Genomic DNA, 17343 nt, shown 5'->3' with positions numbered 1-17343 from the left:
TATGAGTACTAATCACATGTGCTATATAGTATTTGGAAGTATTAACAAGTATAGGTACTTCCAACAGCTAACTCCTCCAATGAGAACTCAATGCTGAAAAATTGGGGAGATTTCTCGTCAGTGATCTGGGTTATTAAAATAAATTTTCCTGATTAAGCTATCTTATTGAAACGGCGAGAACGCCGAACAATCTATCACTAGATAAAAATAAAACTCTACTGTCAAAAAGGTGATATTGATTACGTAGTACTACTGAGTTTACTCTTGCCCCTCATTCTTTTCTTGATATCTAACACAACGACTTTTATTCTTACAGTATCAAGGGGTAGTCACTTTGCCTAATATAATTGGGCATAAGGTTACTCGCTTAATAGCTATTTTCATTTCCAAAACTCTCGCTAGTTTCTGGCCAGTTAGTTTCAGAGATATTTTTCCATGAACAGTTAGCTAATCTAGCTTGACTCGTTCGCAAACAAGCTGTTCAGACGCTTGAAAAGATCTCTGTCTGCTTTGCTCTTTGACGATCAGACCATGAATTCAGGTGTAAAAACTATATGATATTTAAATAATAAAAGCACAGGAGACGTGTCTTCTATCTACTCGTTTTTTCCGTTATTTTAACTTCGCTACAAATCGAGTAAGACACTGACATTAGTATTTATTCCGGCGAAGCGTGAATAACAGTAAGCAATCACTGAAGTAGCTGGTGTAGTTATTATAAAGAAGTACTAGCATTGCAACTTCGAACTGTACATGTGCATGTAGCAAAAGAAACTTGTGCTATAACCGTCTTCGTGTTTTAGTCAGGTACGACTACAAAAGTGCGGATGTTACTCGAAGATTCATAGCCAAGAAAAAGAAGTGGTACTATTGTTCTCTTTGAAAGTGCAAAATTAAACTCAGTGTTCTACTCTACAATTTAGCCAATCCCTTTAAAGGATCCCAAATGATGCTTATTGCAAAGTGAGTACACACTTACTAACCATCTATCACCTTCCCTTTTCGGCCTAACTAGAATTTATTAAACCTTCATGCCTACGGAAAAGTGCTCGGTCGAAACAAAATAAGTGAACACTTACTATTGTTTTTCAACACTAAAATCTTGAACCAGAAGAAGACTCTGTCAGTATCAAAAGTTGACTTTAATTTATAAAAAAGAGTATTATCGCGAGGATAAAGGAACACATCATACTGTTTTTTCATGAATATAAAATCAGTGTTGAATTTAAAAATTAATCAAAAAGCTGACAAGTAGCGTTGTTGTTCTGAGTGGTTACTAGCCACTGCTTTTTAGCCTGATAGTATTGCCCATTAGAAACTCCCTTCAAAAGTGACAAAAATCTAATTTTATAGGAGAAATCCAAAAAAATTTGATATAATTTAGTCTATCGGAAAGGAACACATCATACAAAGTGAGATAAAACAATTTCAACTCTACAAAACTAATTAGCAATTTCATCAAGACGACATAGAATCACTTTCCTATTTTAAAATTCACTAGCAGATATTTTATTTCTCTAAAACCTAGACGCTCCAAATAAAAGCTTAATAAGTGAAGATAAATATGAGCTAACAGAATATTTCTGATATAATTTACATATATCTCAGGGAACACATCATACTTACAAGATCAATAAAAGTATACATCATCACAAAATACCCACAGCTAATTGATCAAATAACTAAGTTCTCAACAACGATCGACTAGAACGATACTTAGCTTAATTTAGCAAACGGCAAGTGATATGGTTAGTTTGTTCCATTAGATACTCATAATAAAATCGCTTAGCGAGATTTCATTATTTTTGATATAATGCGAGAGAGATAACCAAGAACACATCATACAATGAATAAATTTAATATACGTTCAACTTTCGATATTCTTAATGAACACATTAACCAGCTATGCCATGAACTGACAGAAGCCGATATAAAAAAGGCAACATTTTATGAACTGCCTGATATCAAAAAACAAGATGAAGAAACCGCTCCAACAAATATAACTGTTAAAAAAATAGAAGGTGAAAAAGCACTCTCTAAATGTTTAGATGCTTATCGCGACCTCTACTTAAACGACCGAGAAAGCGGAAAGTTGTTGCAAAGGTTTCCTGGTCTTTTGTTAGTTAATGACCCTAAAGAAGTTATCAACTCTAGGGTGAATGCAGTGAATCTTGCCAAAGAAAATTTTAAAAATGCTATTCTGGAAATTTCTAACAATGATGCCAGATTCGAAGCTGTTCATAGTGCAGTTCCTAACTTAATGACTTTGGCTGCCTATCGAAAAATACATAGCGAATCCGAAGCTCCCTATTCCGTTCGATTTACCTGGATGAAAAAACATGCAACCAGAGTTTTGAGTAAAGAACTTGCTATGGAGATGTTGAATCGCTCTTCACTATATTCAAATCCGAGGATGATAGATCAGGAAAAGTGGCAACAGCTAGTAGAACAAGAAAAATATAGAGTTTCTAGTCTATCAGAAAATGCAAAGCTCAGAATTAGAAGGCCAACCAGAGTAACACCTGAGGTGAATGTGAGATATACAGCTCAAAATCGCTATCATGTAAGTGCCGCACTTCCATTTATACTCTTTAACCCGCATCCAGACACTAAACTTGGAGAGTTAAGTCATTTTACACAAAAAGATGATCATCCAAGAAAGCGAGAGTACAACTTTCTAGTCGATAGAATTTATTTAGAAAGATTTGAGTAATAGTAAGGTATAATTCATACGGAATCTAACGATAGCACGCAATTTAACATAACCTTGTTGAGTTAGTATAGTCCATGCAAGTGCTAACTGACTTGTCCTCATTATAGTATGATGTGTTCCATCCATTTTGAAACTTATACCAATTAGCTTAATTAAGTGATCTCTTCTGAGGCGAAGAAAATCTTGTCGATAACACCATTACCGCATCCAGCTATCGCCAAGTTACATCCATATAGGCAAGGCGAAAATTTTTGCTATTTAGTTGTTCTAAATGAGAAATTTTTAACGCAGTTAGCATCAGATTTGCTCCTTCAAATTGAACAAGTATCAAGGCTAATTGGTATTATAAGACTATGATGAAATCGTTATCTTCACAGATTAAGTACTAAATTTCTTCAGGTTAAATTTTGATTTATCATTAAATTTTAAGCTCTGAAATAGCTTATCGACCACGGACTCTTATCTAGAAATCACTAATAAATCAACTACTGTTGGATAACAAATTTTTTCTATTTGATTGTTCTAAATAGGAAGATTTGAATTATTGATATGCTTGTTCTCTCTCCCAAGGATTAGAGAATTAATTTGATCCGCTGATGTAGTTTCAAGATTTATTGATGTCAGTATTTTCCACCACAGAAAATTTTTAGCTTTATAGACTGCATCGTTTTTAAGAACTAGGTAGTAATATATTTCGGTCAGAAGTATCTTCAGTAGCAATAGAAATCAGCTTTGATGCTCAAGTTCTTTGTCTTGGCTAGAAATACTATTCTAGCCAAGACAAAGAAATTTTATTTTTTGACGATTTCTTCTAATGTATCTTCATCAATTACTTCAACATTTTCAACGATCCGTTTTCCGCCTTGAATTTCGATACGTTTATGGTGTTTATTGAGAGCCAATATTTCATCACAGAACTGAGCTGATGGGTGCATTTCGTACACATAATCAACGATTTTCCCGGACCTTTCATCCTTAACATTTGAAATATTGTATTCGGATATCGCCCCTTTCTCGATCAAATCTTTCATTGTTGTGGTCATATCACGACGAAGTGCCTTCAATTTATTCTCTGTTATTTCATCATCAGAATAAATTGAACCATACTTTTCCATAATTGAAATTAGGCGAAAATGATAAGTTTTACCTGGAGCTGCGTAACGCCATAGATGATACAAACGTAGCATCATCCAACGAGACAAACCGCGTTTTAACTCTTGAGCACTGTTGAAATAATAGCCTTTATATTCCAAGTTATCGATCATGTTATGAACAAATGCATTTAAACATGCAACACATTTGATGTTCCCACCCTGCCCTTTTTTACCACTAAAGTGTAGCGACGACAGAAAGTTCATGTTTGATTCGTAAAATGAATCATCAATACTTGGGTTTTTAGTATCTGTAGCCGTATATTTGAACGAAAGTTTAGAACCTTGAAGAGCTTCCAAAGATTCCTTAATTTGCGGATAAGGCATTGATTGACCAACAGCTTTTAATTCTTGAGCAAGCTCGTTCATCGAAAAAATAACCGCGTATTGAATACCGGACTTAAAATTTATTTTAACAATCTTACCTTTAGAAGCTAGGCGGATCAGTGCGCGCTCAACTTTTTCTTCTCGGTCAGATGGCCAAACTAAAAACTCTTCGTCATCACCATCTCTTTTAGTACTAACAACAGCAGGGGTAATTTTTATCTCACCTTCGTATAGAATACCATCTACTTTTTCTGATATTTTTCTCGTTACGATTGTTTTTTTGGGCGCTTCTTCTAATGGTAATTTTTTATGTCCAGAACGAACAAAGCGTCCCCATAAATCGTAATGATTAAAGGTGTTAGAATAAGCTCTTAACCCATGGGCTGCATTTTCTAAAGATACTCGAACATCTTTATTGTCCGTAAACAACGCCAAACTTTCGTTATCGATTGCACTTTCTACACCATGGATCTGTCCACGAAGTGAATCGGGCAAATTGTCAACAGAGATGTTCACCTTCCGGCTCATTGTTTTACTTCCAAATTTTCATGACGTCTAATAACAACATATTCGACAGAAAAAGTTAATGATTAAAGTTAGTAAAAAAGTGATCCGAAGTAACTTTTTTTGTTGGGATCATTTTTTTACTAAGTATGGCTCATTTTCAGATCAAGTTTTTACTAACAAAGGTAAAATGAACGCTGAAAAACCTTTGTTTAAGGCATATTTAGCGGATTTACAACGGCAAATCCGACGCCCTTGTGGAAAACTAGGTCCTTAATTAGTAAAGATCTGATCTATGCTAGGTAGAGATCAGATCTATACATACCTTAAAGCACTTGATCTTATATCACCTGTGCATAACTGTTTGATCTTACTTGGTAAAAAATCGATCCCAACCACCACACCTGTGAGTAATTCTGTGTATAAGCTGTTTATATATAACTTTTTGAAATAGTAGTTAGTAAAATTTCGATCTGGGAGTTATAAGAGATCAGATCTTAACCTAGTAAAAAGTAGATCTATGAAAATTAAAAAAAGCCATGTAAAACAGTTGGATAGAATATAATTTCTTTGCCTTAGCCTTTAATACCTATATATCTAACCATATCTAAACTTTCTTATTTATACTTAGATGTAAATCAAAATTACAAATGTCTTTGTTTTTTTGTGTTTACAGCAAAATATATGGACATTATAATAATCGTTATCAAATAAAGGATAATGTGTATGTCTATAAATAACAATGCGCTATCAACGTACCGGCTGTTGAAAGCTACAGCAGAAGTAGCTGAACAATCACTTGCTGGTCGTATTCAACATTATAGAGCTCATCTTAAAACTGAAGAAAAAGAGCTTAGAACTTACACTCAAAAAGCTGCTGCAGATCTACTTGGTGTGAATAATAGAACACTCAAAAGACGTCATGACCAAGGTGACTTTGATACCATCAATATAAAGAAAGGCGCAAACGGTCATTATGCATACACATTAGCAAATATCTTTGCGATGGCAGATGTTCTGGGTGTAAATGCTGATCAACGAAAGCCTAGCGATAAATTACAAGTCATTGTGATTAATAGTTTGAAAGGCGGTTGTGGTAAAACAACAAGTTTGGTGAATATCGCAGCAGCTCTAGCTACAACTAATATTAAGCGCTATCGCATCGGGATCATTGATCTTGATCCGCAAGGATCATCATCAAGCTTTTTTCCATCTAATGATCATGAACCGATCACAGTTGGTGATCTGATGAGAGATTGCATCGAATTAGATGAAGGTGAAACATGGAAAGATCTTGTCTCTAATTCATTCCAAGAAACCCACATTCCAAATATTCGCGTATTACCTTCTGGTATGGATGACTTTTACTTTGAACACGAAACAGCAACAGAGTTAAAAGAAAGTTCAAGCTACGAAAAGACACGTCATTACCATAAGCTTAAAGAGAAGGTTATAGAGCCCGTACAAGACGAGTTTGATATTATCCTAGTAGATACCGCGCCTTCACTTAATTTTATGTTCTATAACGCATTGATGGCGTCTACGGCTATGTTAATACCTGTACATCCAGAGGCCGTAGACTTCGACGCTAATAATAAATATCTGAAACGTCTTGGTGAGATATACCATACCGTTGCTGCTCTTGGTCACGAAGGCTGGGACTTTATGCAATTTTTAGTCACTAACTATGTTAAAGGCAATCATTCTCAGCGCGATATCGTTAAAGATGTACGTAGTGCTTTTGGCCGTCAAGTAATGAGTTATCCAATCAATCACAGCTCTGCAATTACGGCGAGCTCTTCATCGTTTAACACTATTTTTGATCAAAAGACTTCTGATAGTTTAGCAAGTCGCGAAGCATTGCTAAAAGCGCAAGAAAATATCAAAGACGTAGTTGATGAGTTAGAAATGCTGATCCGTTCAAATTGGCCTTCAACACAGTCTTCGCTAGCAGAATAAAAGGGTATTAATAATGGCTAGAAAACGTAAAAATGACACTCGAATAGATCCTTTTGCTACTGCGGTTGAAGGCAGTAGCCTCGACGATCTTTTAGATCAGGCGAAAGTAGGTGATGTGGTTACTATGCCTGCGCCAAGCGATCCGACAAAAACCATAGTACTGACCTGTGAAGTGGTACCGTTTAGCGAAATTGAGAGTAAAACCACAGTTTATGGGCAGAATCGTCGTGAGCAATCCCTATTAAGCGAAAAAGCGGTCGCAGATATATTACCTGCCATTAAAAAAGATAAACGTAATCTCCACCCTGCCCTATGTTGGCAGCACAATGGCAAACTTCACGTTTTATCGGGTTCTAGACGCCGTAAAGCCTGTATGCTGGCCGAAGCGGATTATGTGGTGTTGAGCTCGAAAGACTTTAGTGATGAAGATGCAAAAACATTAGCGGTATCTTCCGATCAATATATCGCCCCGAGCCTTTGGGAATTGGGTAAAGCCTATTTTGATACTAAGCATAACTTGATCAAACAAGGCCAAAAAGGATCGTATCGAGAAATCGCTGCCGTGGAAGGTGTTTCTCACACAGCTATCGCAGACGCGTTGAAAGCTTATGAAAGTATTCCGGTCGAAGTATTGCAGTTGTATCCAACGGCAAATCATTTAGGCCGTGAAGCAGCTAAAAAGCTCATCACAGCAAAACAAGAACAGCCTGAGCAGTTTTCAGAGCAAATTGCCGCACTAAAAGCGCAAGACTTTATGACAGAAGAGATGTCGGACGAGAAACGTGCTGTTCAGATCACTAAATTCTTGACCACATTCGGAAGTAGCGATTCACGTGTCGAATCCATGCTAGAGAACGACTACATTCGAGTACAGAGAAATCTAAAGAGTGGTGATGTTACCGTGAAAATAGATAATCGAGTATTGACTGATAAGCGTCTGGAACAATTGCAAAAGCTGCTAAGCAGTTATAATTAAGGTTCGTTCAAAAATTGCCGCGTTGGTTGAATTATCAAGCAACTCGGCGCTTTTTCTAGTCAGTTGACCTCCAACCAGTCCTTTTTTAGCGAATTTCTTACATTTCTCTCTTTAGCTCAAATCACTAATTTCATATACTGGCTTTTTATTTTAATTTTGACGTGCACTTAATGTCTTCGCAGTTATCTAAAGAGCAACTTTTCGCCTTATTTGAAGAGATCAAACAGGAGCAGGCTAATCAATTTCCTTTGTCTGAACGTTTTCTTCGTCAATACTTCAATTCAGCTTTACTTGCGAAAGCTAAGGAGTATTTGAAAGACGAGCAAGTCTGTTACCTTCAACACAGCGAAAACTTCGCGCAAATTGATGCACAGGTATTGGGAAATTACGGCAATACCTTCACCCAGCACATCAAAATAAACCAAACGCAAAGTAGCGTTTCGGTCGAAGCAAACTGCTCGTGTTCAAATAATCCTAAATGTCGGCACATTGCTGCGGTATTACTCAAACTTAAAATTGAACATTCTGGCGGCTTTGGTGAGGCTTATTTAGTTAATGACTGGTTTAACGAACTAGGGCAGTTGCAGCAAATTGATAAAGCAGACGCAGAAAACGTCTTACTCTTCGTGTTAGAGCCTCGAGCAAACGAAATCCTTGTAAGTCCAAAGGTCTCGCCAAATCGGCCCGACGGTGTTTACCCCTTAGGCCGAGTGTTAACTGAGCAACAGCTCAATAGTCAGGTCGCTCCAGCTGGTCTATTAGAAAACGATTTTCGCTTATTTAGCTGGATCCGCTCGCAAAACACACCGGGTCATTTTGAGTTATTTGGCGTCTGGGGCTTTAATGCACTCACACAACTTGTGCATACCCATCGCTGTTTTTATCGTAACCAGCGCCAACCTTTGGAGCTAGGGCATAAGCAAACGCTTGATTTTTACTGGCATCAAGAAGGCAATGAATACCAACTTAAAAGCCGTTTAGCGAATGTTGAACACTGGCGCTTGATTAAAACCGAACCTCCGGTGTATCTAGATACTGAAAACTTGGTCGTTGGCAGAATTGAGTCAGAGCTTACCGCGCAGGAAATCGCCCATCTTCATACTATGCCTACCATCACGGCTGAAAAGCTAGAGCAGGTGATGGCGCGTTTCCAAGATATCTTTACGGATGATGTCATTGCGCCTCCTGCTGGGTTTTCGCAGTTAGCGAGTAAGCAATCTAATGTTGCTAAGCTTATAAAACTAGATAGGCCAAATAAAATTCGCTTTGCAATTGAGCCGCTTGGAAAAGGCGCGACGAAAAAGCAATTAGCAAGGCTGGAGCAGGTACTCACTGGTCTCGGCTTTATCCATGAGGGCGACGAATTTTTATTACCAACTGAGGATGGCGTTGAAGTCCATTGGTTTAACAGGGAGGTCAGGCCGCTTTTGCAGGGTAAACGTTGGATTGTTGACGAGCTGCCAAGCAATGGCCTCGTTGTTACACCAAAAGTGCTGTTAAGCCTTAAGAGAGATAAGCAACATCATGTGCTTGGAAAGGTGATGTTAGATGACAAGCCCGTTACGCTCAACTGGGATAAGCATCCGGTTCATGAGCTTAACAACCTCGCCCATGAATATCGCTACGTCGAAATTGGCGAGCAGTTCTATGCCATTAGCAAATCCATATTTGATGAATTGCTGGAGCTGAAATCTCGTTTTAGTTATTACCTTTCGAGCTCACAATTTAAATTTCCGTTGTCGTATGCCAAAAAGCTGTTTGAACTGACGCATATTCATGCTGACTCAGACGATCAAAAGCTACTTGAGTATCTCGCTGAGCTAGATAAACCGATAGAAAATCTTGACGTGATCCCTGCCAGCGAAGGACAGAGCTTCACCCTACGAGATTATCAAGTGCAAGGTGTTAACTGGCTTAAGTTCCTTAATCGTCACCAGTTAGGTGGCATTCTGGCCGATGATATGGGCCTTGGAAAAACGCTTCAGGTTATTGCTTACTTTATTTCTCAGCATAATACGCTAGTGACACAACCAAGTTTAATTGTCTGTCCGACGAGTTTAGTGGGGAACTGGCGTGACGAATTTAAACGTTTCGCACCGCATCTACCTCTCACTATTATTCATGGTTCCAATAGAGATGAAGCACTCACTAACTTGTCAGGTGCACGATTTATTCTAACGACGTATCCGCTACTTAAGCGCGATGTGGCGTATTATAAAGGACTAGATTTTGATTCCATCGTGTTGGATGAGGCGCAATATATTAAAAACGAAAGCGCACAAATCTCTAAATGCGTAAAGAGTCTATCCGCGCGTTTCAAACTTTGTTTAAGTGGCACACCAGTAGAGAATAATTTACTCGAACTTAAATCGCTGCTCGATTTTGTCATGCCTGATGTGTTGGGCACTAAGCAGCAGTTTAAGCAACACTTCCAGATCCCAATTGAAAAAGAACAAGATCGCCCTAGAGCTCGAGAACTCAGATCGCTGATCGCACCTTTTATTCTTCGTCGTACCAAAGCTGAGGTAGTGAAAGAGCTACCCAATAAGACAGAACTCATCAAAGAATTAGAGTTCTCTGATGAACAACATAAGCTATATCAAGGTGTTCAGCACCAAGTAGAAAGCAAATTGCTCAATCTATTTCAGGAGCAAGGCGTTGAAAGAAGCAAGCTGGCATTTCTCGATGCCTTGTTAAAGTTACGTCAGATCTGCTGTCACCCACAATTGGTTGATAAATCACTGACCGACCAACATGGCGCTAAATTTGAGTGGCTTGCACAACACCTGCCTGTGCTACTCAGTGAGGGCCGTAAGATAATTATCTTCAGCCAGTTTACCAGCGTGTTAGATCTCATTGCTGAGCAGTGTCAACAGCAACAGTTGAAATACACTATGCTGACAGGGCAGACCAGACAACGGGATAAAGCCATTGAGGCGTTTACTCAAGGCAAGTGCAATGTCTTTTTGATAAGCCTAAAAGCAGGGGGAACTGGTTTGAATTTGACTCAAGCAGATACGGTTATCCATTTCGACCCTTGGTGGAATCCTGCGGTAGAAAATCAAGCAACAGATCGCGCCTATCGTATCGGACAAGATAAGCCGGTGTTCGTGTACAAGTTGATTATGGCGAATTCTATCGAAGAGAAAGTGTTTAAGATGCAGCGCGATAAGCAAGCCCTTGTTGACGCCCTATTTGCAGACTCTGGAGTCAATCTTGGTCAGTTTGATGAGTCGCAAATGCTAGCGCTGATAAAAAATTAAAAATAATTTGGAACTAATCAACAAAGGTGTAGGTCTATGATAGTGCTTGTTGTGACATTGTTGAAACAGTAGGCATATGTTGATTTTCCCCCTTTGTTACTGATTGTAATAAGCCAACTTAATTAAGTTGGCTTTTCTTTTTTCTGGCTCTAGGGCCTGTTTATCTTTCAAGTTTGTTTTTGCAGCAGTTTGACTGGTATTTATACAAGGCAGAGCCTGCGTAGCATAGTCATTCTATGTAAGTCTGGCGATAACATAGTAGAAATGCCAATCAAGCGCTGCCCTTTGGGTTCACCTGAGTGCGCTTTGTTCATTGTTGCTCAACTTTTGCCTAGATTGCTAGGCGGCAAGTCGAGCGTCGCTACCAAAACACACTCAGAAGAACAAAAATCAAACAGCAAAGGTCAACAGGCCCTAAAACATCTTTCACTCCATTTTTATTCCATAATCTCGCGCTTTAATAACTACAACGGAGAAACGCCATAGACCAATTAGGATAACGTTATGCTTTGCTACGACGCGACAATTTCACACTTAAACTTTATTGAGACGCAATCAGAATCTGACTATGATCTACTTAATGAAGTTGCGAGTTCAGAAGACTTGTCTAGTATACTTACCATGTTACTGTTCGATGACACGCTTTCAGATAAGTTAAAGCGCCAAGTTAGACAACAATTGAAGAAGTTAAAAGCAAAGAGTAAATAAATCCTATGTCTACCTCATCAAGAATTTTGCTTGTCGAAGACGACCAAGATATTGCAGAGCAGGTGCTGTTGTTTTTTAGAGCATCCGGTTTTGAAATGTTTCATATTGCAGACGGTGCCGAAGTTGTACCTTGGGTAAAGTTAAATCAACCAGATGCAATCTTGATGGATATAATGTTGCCGAACCAAGATGGCGTAGAGTGTATGCGTCAAATTCGAGCATTTTCTGAAGTACCAATTGTGATGCTGACTGCCAAAGTGGCAGAAGCGGATCGTTTACAGGGCTTAGAAGTCGGCGCAGATGATTATGTATGTAAACCTTTTAGCGCCGCTGAGTTAGTGATGCGCATGAAAGCGATCTTACGTCGTTGTGTGAACACCAATGCGTATCAAAAGCCTATCGAAGTAAATCGGGAAGAATTAACGGTTAAACTGAATGGCAGTACATTAGGCTTAACCAAAGTTGAGTTTGACGTCTTTGCGCTTTTATATGACGCACCAAACCGTGTCTTTTCAAGACAGCAAATTCTTGATTATATTCAGCCGGATAACTTTGATATTTCGGATCGCGTAATCGACAGCCACATTAAAAATATCAGAAAGAAAATCAAAGGATTAGATTTATCTCCGAAAATTGTAGAGTCGGTATATGGCGCCGGATATCGCTACAATGGTCAACAGATCACTGAATGACTAAGTGATTGAAATTTATATCTAAGGTATTATCAAAGCAGAAGAACCGATGAGATCTCAATATGCTTTGGTCAATGCTCTCCAATACGCCTGCATGGTATAGTCTTGCGCTATTTGCAGGCGGTGCGGCTACCCTACTCCCCGTCGTTTGGGTTATGCGCAGCACTTTCAAGAATCAACTCAATAATCAACTCGCCTCCGAGCAAGCACTTAGGTCGCAACTAAGCCAAGCTGAGCAACTCGCTGAGCAATTAAGAGCGCAGCAACTACAAAGTCATGGCCAACAGCAGCAATTGCAAGCGAGATTAGCTGAGCGGCAACGGCAAGCCGCTGAATATCAGCAGCTGTGGCAGCGAGAGCTCGATGCCAAGGAAGAAATTCAAGTGCATGCTCATGAGTTAGAAGTTGAAATGGCCAATCTGCAAACCTTGCTGGAGCAAAAGCAACTGAGCTTTGAGCAGCAGCTCGCGCAGCTTGAACAAGCGAAGGTCCAGCTGAAAGAAGAGTTTCACAATCTCGCGAATCAAATATTTGATGAGAAAAGCGAGCGCTTTAGTCATCAAAGCAAAGAAAAAATCCAGCAGTTGCTGCAGCCAGTACAAGGTGAATTAAAGGGCTTTAGAGATAAAATGGAAGCCATTCATAGTGAAGAGCTGAAGCAACGGGCGTCATTAAAAACCGAATTGCTGCACTTACAAGCCAACAATAAAGCCATGACCGAGCAAGCAGATCGTTTGACCACGGCGTTACAAGGGCAAAAGAAAGCACAAGGCAACTGGGGCGAACTCATGCTCGAAAATGTGCTAGATAGCGCTGGGCTACGTCCGGGTTACGACTATCAGCGAGAAGTCAACTTTAATACCGACGAAGGCAAGTTTCGCCCTGACGTCGTGGTTTACTTACCGCAATCTCGTCACCTGGTAATTGACGCTAAAACCTCATTGAATGCCTATACAAGGTATATTAATGCCACAACCGATAGTGAAGCGAATCAAGCCATTGTGGCACACACCGAAGCCATCACTGCACGGATCAAAGAGTTGGGTAGTAAATCTTATGAGCGCTTACCAGGTCTTAACTCCCCAGAGGTGGTCATCATGTTTATCCCTGTGGAATCTGCATTTGTTGAGGCGGTTAAGCATAAGCCAACGCTTTATCAGGACGCTTTACAAAACAATGTATTGGTGGCAACGCCAACAACGCTTTTAACCAGTCTTAATATCGTTAAACAGTTATGGCGTTTTGAAGAGCAAAGCAAGCATACCAGAGAGCTGGCGCTTCGAGCTGAGAAGTTTTATAACAAGCTCAATAGCTTCCTACATAGTATGGAAGGGGTGGGTAAACAGCTTGATAAAGCAAAAGAGAGCTACGAGCGAGCGTTTTCTCAGTTATATATGGGTAAAGGCAACTTAATTAAGCAAGCTTCTGAATTTAAAGAACTAGGCGTTGCCGTAGTCAAGGAGCTACCCGAAGAACTCGAAGAAAAAGCTAAACTTGAGCTCGAGCCGGTAAGTCAGCTTGGCAACCACGATAGCTCGAAATAACGCTTGAAATCCAAAAAAACAAAAAAGGCCCATTGGGCCTTTGAACGAAAGATAAAAGAATTTAACCTGAAATGATTAAGGTGTCTTGCACTTGGCATAGTCACTGTGGCGTGGCGTATCCGAATACAAGTGCATATAAAGCGCAAACTGGCTGACATCACGCCAAACATTGCTATTGGCCGGTGGGCATAGTGACTGCTCGATATAACCCTTCAGTGCCTGTCCCGTTAATGTTAATTTAGTCGGGATACGGATAAACACATTGATGTCATCTTTACTGGTTTTTAAATGTGAGAACTGCCAGCTTCCAACCATATACTGTTTGGTAAAGTAGCGGTTGATACGCATTTGGGATTCTTTACTAAGCTGCTGAGTGGGTGCCTCAGGCGTTTCGGTAACAAATGCCCATGCACTTATCAGTGAAATAATAGTGGCTAGTACAAAAGTCCAAATTACAGCTGGTGATAGTTTATTTTTTGGCTTTATTTGAAGTTGCTGCTGGTTCGCTCTAGATTCAACAATTTTCAACCATTCAGCATGTTTTAGCGTCCGTTGTGTCATTGGTACTCTCCGTTTCTGCATATTGGTATTTAAGCGCTTCAATGTGGAGTAAAGATGGAGTGAGTAAACATCAGACCAGTGCCCTTATGAGGTATAAGTTAGATCTAAAAATTCTTTATTGTCGATGAAAGAATAATTCTAAAATTCGCATCTTTTCTGATGAGAGTTGCTTAATCTTAGGGTGGTATTGAATTAGTAAGTACCAACATTTTAGTCTTAAGTCTAATGGGTGTCGTACCGAATTTGTGTTATTTACTTGGGTACCTATTCAGTCTTGATTTATCTTCATATCGACTAAATTAAGTAATAATCGGTCTTTTACAGACTCTGCGTTCAACATATTCACGGGACAAACTATGCAATTTATTAATAACAAGCTGGAAAACGCTGTTCGCAAGCCAATCTCGTTGGCTGTCGGTGCTGCGCTTCTTTCAACTATTTCAATTCATGCGCAAGCAGAAAGTAACAACACTGAAGCCAAAGAAAGTGTTGAAGTCATCGAAATCACTGGTACGCGAAGAAGTCTTCGTAGTATTGCCGAGAGCACGGTGCCGGTAGATGTGATTTCTTTAGAAGATATGCAAAGTACCGGTCAGCTGGAGCTGAGCCAAGTACTCACTACGCTCGTGCCAAGTTTTAACTTCCCAAATTCAACGCTGGCGGATGGTACGGATCACGCCCGTCCGGCAGTGCTTAGAGGTTTAGCACCGGATCACACCTTAGTGCTGGTTAATGGTAAGCGTCGTCATGCTGGCGCATTATTGAATTTAAATGGTACCGTTGGTCGTGGTTCAACGGCGGTTGATTTAAATACTATCCCAGCTGCCGCGATTAAGCGTATAGAAGTACTGCGTGATGGCGCTGCTGCTCAATACGGCTCAGATGCCATTGCTGGCGTTATTAATATTGTGCTTAAAGATGCCGAAGAAGGCGGCAGTATTAGTGTGACCTATGGTGAGCACGATACACAGATGGCAGGTGTCCCTGACTTATTACAAACCCGTGCAAACGCTGCGGGCGATTTAGATTTTGTGCTTGGAGATGACCGCAAGCGTAATGATGGCGGTACTACAACAATTGGTGCCAACGTTGGTTTTGCTTTAGGTAATGAAGGTTTTATTAATCTATCTGCCGAATATAGAGATAAAAAACCGACTAATCGTTCAGGCTTTGATCCAAGAGAGCAGTATGCTCGTGATGAAAATGGTCAACTTGACTCAAGAGAGTTTTCATTTGATCGCTACAACCACCGTTTTGGTAAAGCTGAAGTGGAAGACTTTGCACTATTTTATAATGCGGGTTACAACCTAGATGCGGAAACCGAACTTTATTCATTTGGTAGCTACTCAACACGTGAAGGTAACTCCGGTGGTTTCTATCGTCGCGCAAATGACAGCCGCAACTTAACTGCGGTATACCCAGATGGTTTCTTGCCTCAAATCGTCAGCGATGTAGATGATTACTCTTTTGCGGTTGGTGTAAAAGGCACTCAAGGTGAGTGGGATTACGATATCAGTACAAACTATGGTGTGAATGACTTCGCTTTGGGTGTTGTAAATAGTTTGAATACTTCGATGGGGGTAACAAGTCCGACTGAGTTTAATAACGGCGCTTTAGTTTATTCACAGTGGCTTGTGAATGCTGATGCTAAAACGGCATTGGATTTGGGCTTACCGGATGACGTATTTTTCACGATTGGTGCAGAATATCGCCGCGAAACCTATGAAATTGAAGTCGGTGAAGAAGCGTCTTACCTCACCGTGCTTGATGCAGAAGGCAATCCCGTTGCAGCTGGTGGTGCGCAGGTGCTCGCTGGTTTCTCACCAGCAAGTGCTGTCGATGAATCTCGTCATAACATCGCTTTATTCGCAGAGTTTGATACCTACTTAACGCAGGACTGGAATGTCGTCTTGGCGGGTCGTTTTGAAGATTACAGTGATTTTGGCAGCACTTTCACTAGTAAACTGGCATCGCGCTATGTGGTGTCGGATAACTTTTCACTACGTGGTGCAGTAAGCACAGGTTTTAGAGCGCCTTCATTGGCTCAAACGTCCTATAAATCAATTGCTACGGTATTTGAAAATGGCGTACCGAGTGAAGTTGGCCACTTCCCTGTTGATACGCCAGCTGCAAAAGCGCTGGGTGCTCGAGAGCTTGAACCGGAAGAGTCGGTCAACATGACGGCGGGCTTTGTCTACACACTAGACGCGTTCTCATTTACTGTGGATGCCTATCGAATTGACATCGACGATCGCATCGTCCTTTCTGAGAACTTGGGCGGTCCTGAGGTCATTAATATTTTGCAGCAAGCGGGTGAGCTTAATACGCAAAGTGTAAGGTACTTCACTAATGCTATCGACTCGCGCACTCAAGGTGTGGATATCGTAGCAACGTACAGTTTTGATCTTGCCGACTACGGTAATCTGCGTTTAAGTGCCGCGGTAAACATCAATGACACTGAAGTGACGCATGTAAAAGCAAACCCTGCTGAGCTTGAAGCCCTTGGTGACAGCTATGAGTACTTTGCTCGTCGTGAAATTGCACGATTTGAAGATGGGACACCAAAAGATAAGTGGAACTTAGCTGCAATTTGGCAATTTGGCGATTGGCAGACGACATTACGTGCCACACGCTATGGTGAAACGGTGGACTCTTCTAGCGCAGTAGAAGGCGATGAAGTATTAGACGCTAAATGGATCACTGATTTAGAAGTGGCTTATAATCTAGGTGACAACTGGAAGTTTGCTGTAGGCGCTAACAATTTATTTGATCAATATCCACAAGATACTGTTAGTAATATTGGTTATACAACGTTTAACCAGATCTTCCCTTACTCTGCGTTCTCGGCCTATAACACCGATGGTCGTTTTGTGTATGGCAATATCAGCTACCGTTTCTAAGCAAGCTCAGAAAGACAAAAGGCCAAGCATCTGCTTAGCCTTTTG

The 17343-nt window shown here is 40.2% G+C and carries 11 protein-coding genes; 9 read left to right on the top strand and 2 right to left on the bottom strand.

The window, feature by feature from the left end:
• The first annotated feature begins 1846 nt into the window (after positions 1-1846).
• On the top strand, positions 1847-2713 hold the full coding sequence (locus MHN32_RS08785) for a DNA replication terminus site-binding protein (RefSeq protein ID WP_010605528.1): 867 nt from the start codon (positions 1847-1849) through the stop codon (positions 2711-2713).
• A 791-nt stretch (positions 2714-3504) separates the two neighbouring features.
• On the opposite strand, the gene MHN32_RS08780 is transcribed toward MHN32_RS08785, so the two are convergent.
• A complete protein-coding gene (locus MHN32_RS08780) occupies positions 3505-4719 on the bottom strand; it encodes a replication protein A (RefSeq protein ID WP_239421526.1) in 1215 nt (404 codons plus the stop codon).
• 702 nt (positions 4720-5421) lie between these two features.
• Here MHN32_RS08780 and MHN32_RS08775 point away from each other — a divergent pair.
• The 7 genes from MHN32_RS08775 to rmuC all read left to right on the top strand — a co-directional run bounded on the left by MHN32_RS08775 (position 5422) and on the right by rmuC (position 13837).
• Positions 5422-6654 carry an AAA family ATPase gene (locus MHN32_RS08775; protein ID WP_102058137.1) on the top strand — a complete coding sequence of 411 codons (1233 nt, stop codon included), beginning with the start codon at positions 5422-5424 and terminating at the stop codon, positions 6652-6654.
• A gap of 13 nt (positions 6655-6667) precedes the next feature.
• On the top strand, positions 6668-7630 hold the full coding sequence (locus tag MHN32_RS08770) for a ParB N-terminal domain-containing protein (RefSeq protein WP_102058138.1): 963 nt from the start codon (positions 6668-6670) through the stop codon (positions 7628-7630).
• Positions 7631-7800: 170 nt separating this feature from the next.
• A complete protein-coding gene (locus tag MHN32_RS08765) occupies positions 7801-10893 on the top strand; it encodes a DEAD/DEAH box helicase (RefSeq protein WP_239421525.1) in 3093 nt (1030 codons plus the stop codon).
• Positions 10894-11157: 264 nt separating this feature from the next.
• Entirely contained in the window at positions 11158-11379 is a 222-nt protein-coding gene (locus MHN32_RS23840) for a hypothetical protein (RefSeq protein WP_343224384.1), read from the top strand.
• Between the two features lie 18 nt (positions 11380-11397).
• On the top strand, positions 11398-11601 hold the full coding sequence (locus MHN32_RS08760; RefSeq protein WP_010376203.1) for a hypothetical protein: 204 nt from the start codon (positions 11398-11400) through the stop codon (positions 11599-11601).
• 5 nt (positions 11602-11606) lie between these two features.
• Positions 11607-12293, top strand: a complete 687-nt coding sequence (locus MHN32_RS08755; RefSeq protein WP_010605535.1) for a response regulator — start codon at positions 11607-11609, stop codon at positions 12291-12293.
• Positions 12294-12355: 62 nt separating this feature from the next.
• The gene (rmuC, locus tag MHN32_RS08750) at positions 12356-13837 is read left to right on the top strand and encodes a DNA recombination protein RmuC (RefSeq protein WP_211865474.1); all 1482 of its coding nucleotides are present in this window, start codon (positions 12356-12358) and stop codon (positions 13835-13837) included.
• 75 nt (positions 13838-13912) lie between these two features.
• On the opposite strand, the gene MHN32_RS08745 is transcribed toward rmuC, so the two are convergent.
• Complete coding sequence (locus MHN32_RS08745) at positions 13913-14398, bottom strand: hypothetical protein (RefSeq protein ID WP_174169150.1); 486 nt, start codon at positions 14396-14398, stop codon at positions 13913-13915.
• A gap of 356 nt (positions 14399-14754) precedes the next feature.
• Here MHN32_RS08745 and MHN32_RS08740 point away from each other — a divergent pair, with 356 nt between their 5' ends.
• Positions 14755-17298 carry a TonB-dependent receptor gene (locus MHN32_RS08740; protein ID WP_010605538.1) on the top strand — a complete coding sequence of 848 codons (2544 nt, stop codon included), beginning with the start codon at positions 14755-14757 and terminating at the stop codon, positions 17296-17298.
• Positions 17299-17343 lie beyond the last annotated feature (45 nt).

Origin of the sequence: Pseudoalteromonas sp. Of11M-6, from assembly GCF_022347905.1 — a bacterium.
Lineage (GTDB): Bacteria > Pseudomonadota > Gammaproteobacteria > Enterobacterales > Alteromonadaceae > Pseudoalteromonas.
Note: the sequence above shows the minus strand (reverse complement) of the source record. Positions and strands in the feature narration are given on the sequence as shown.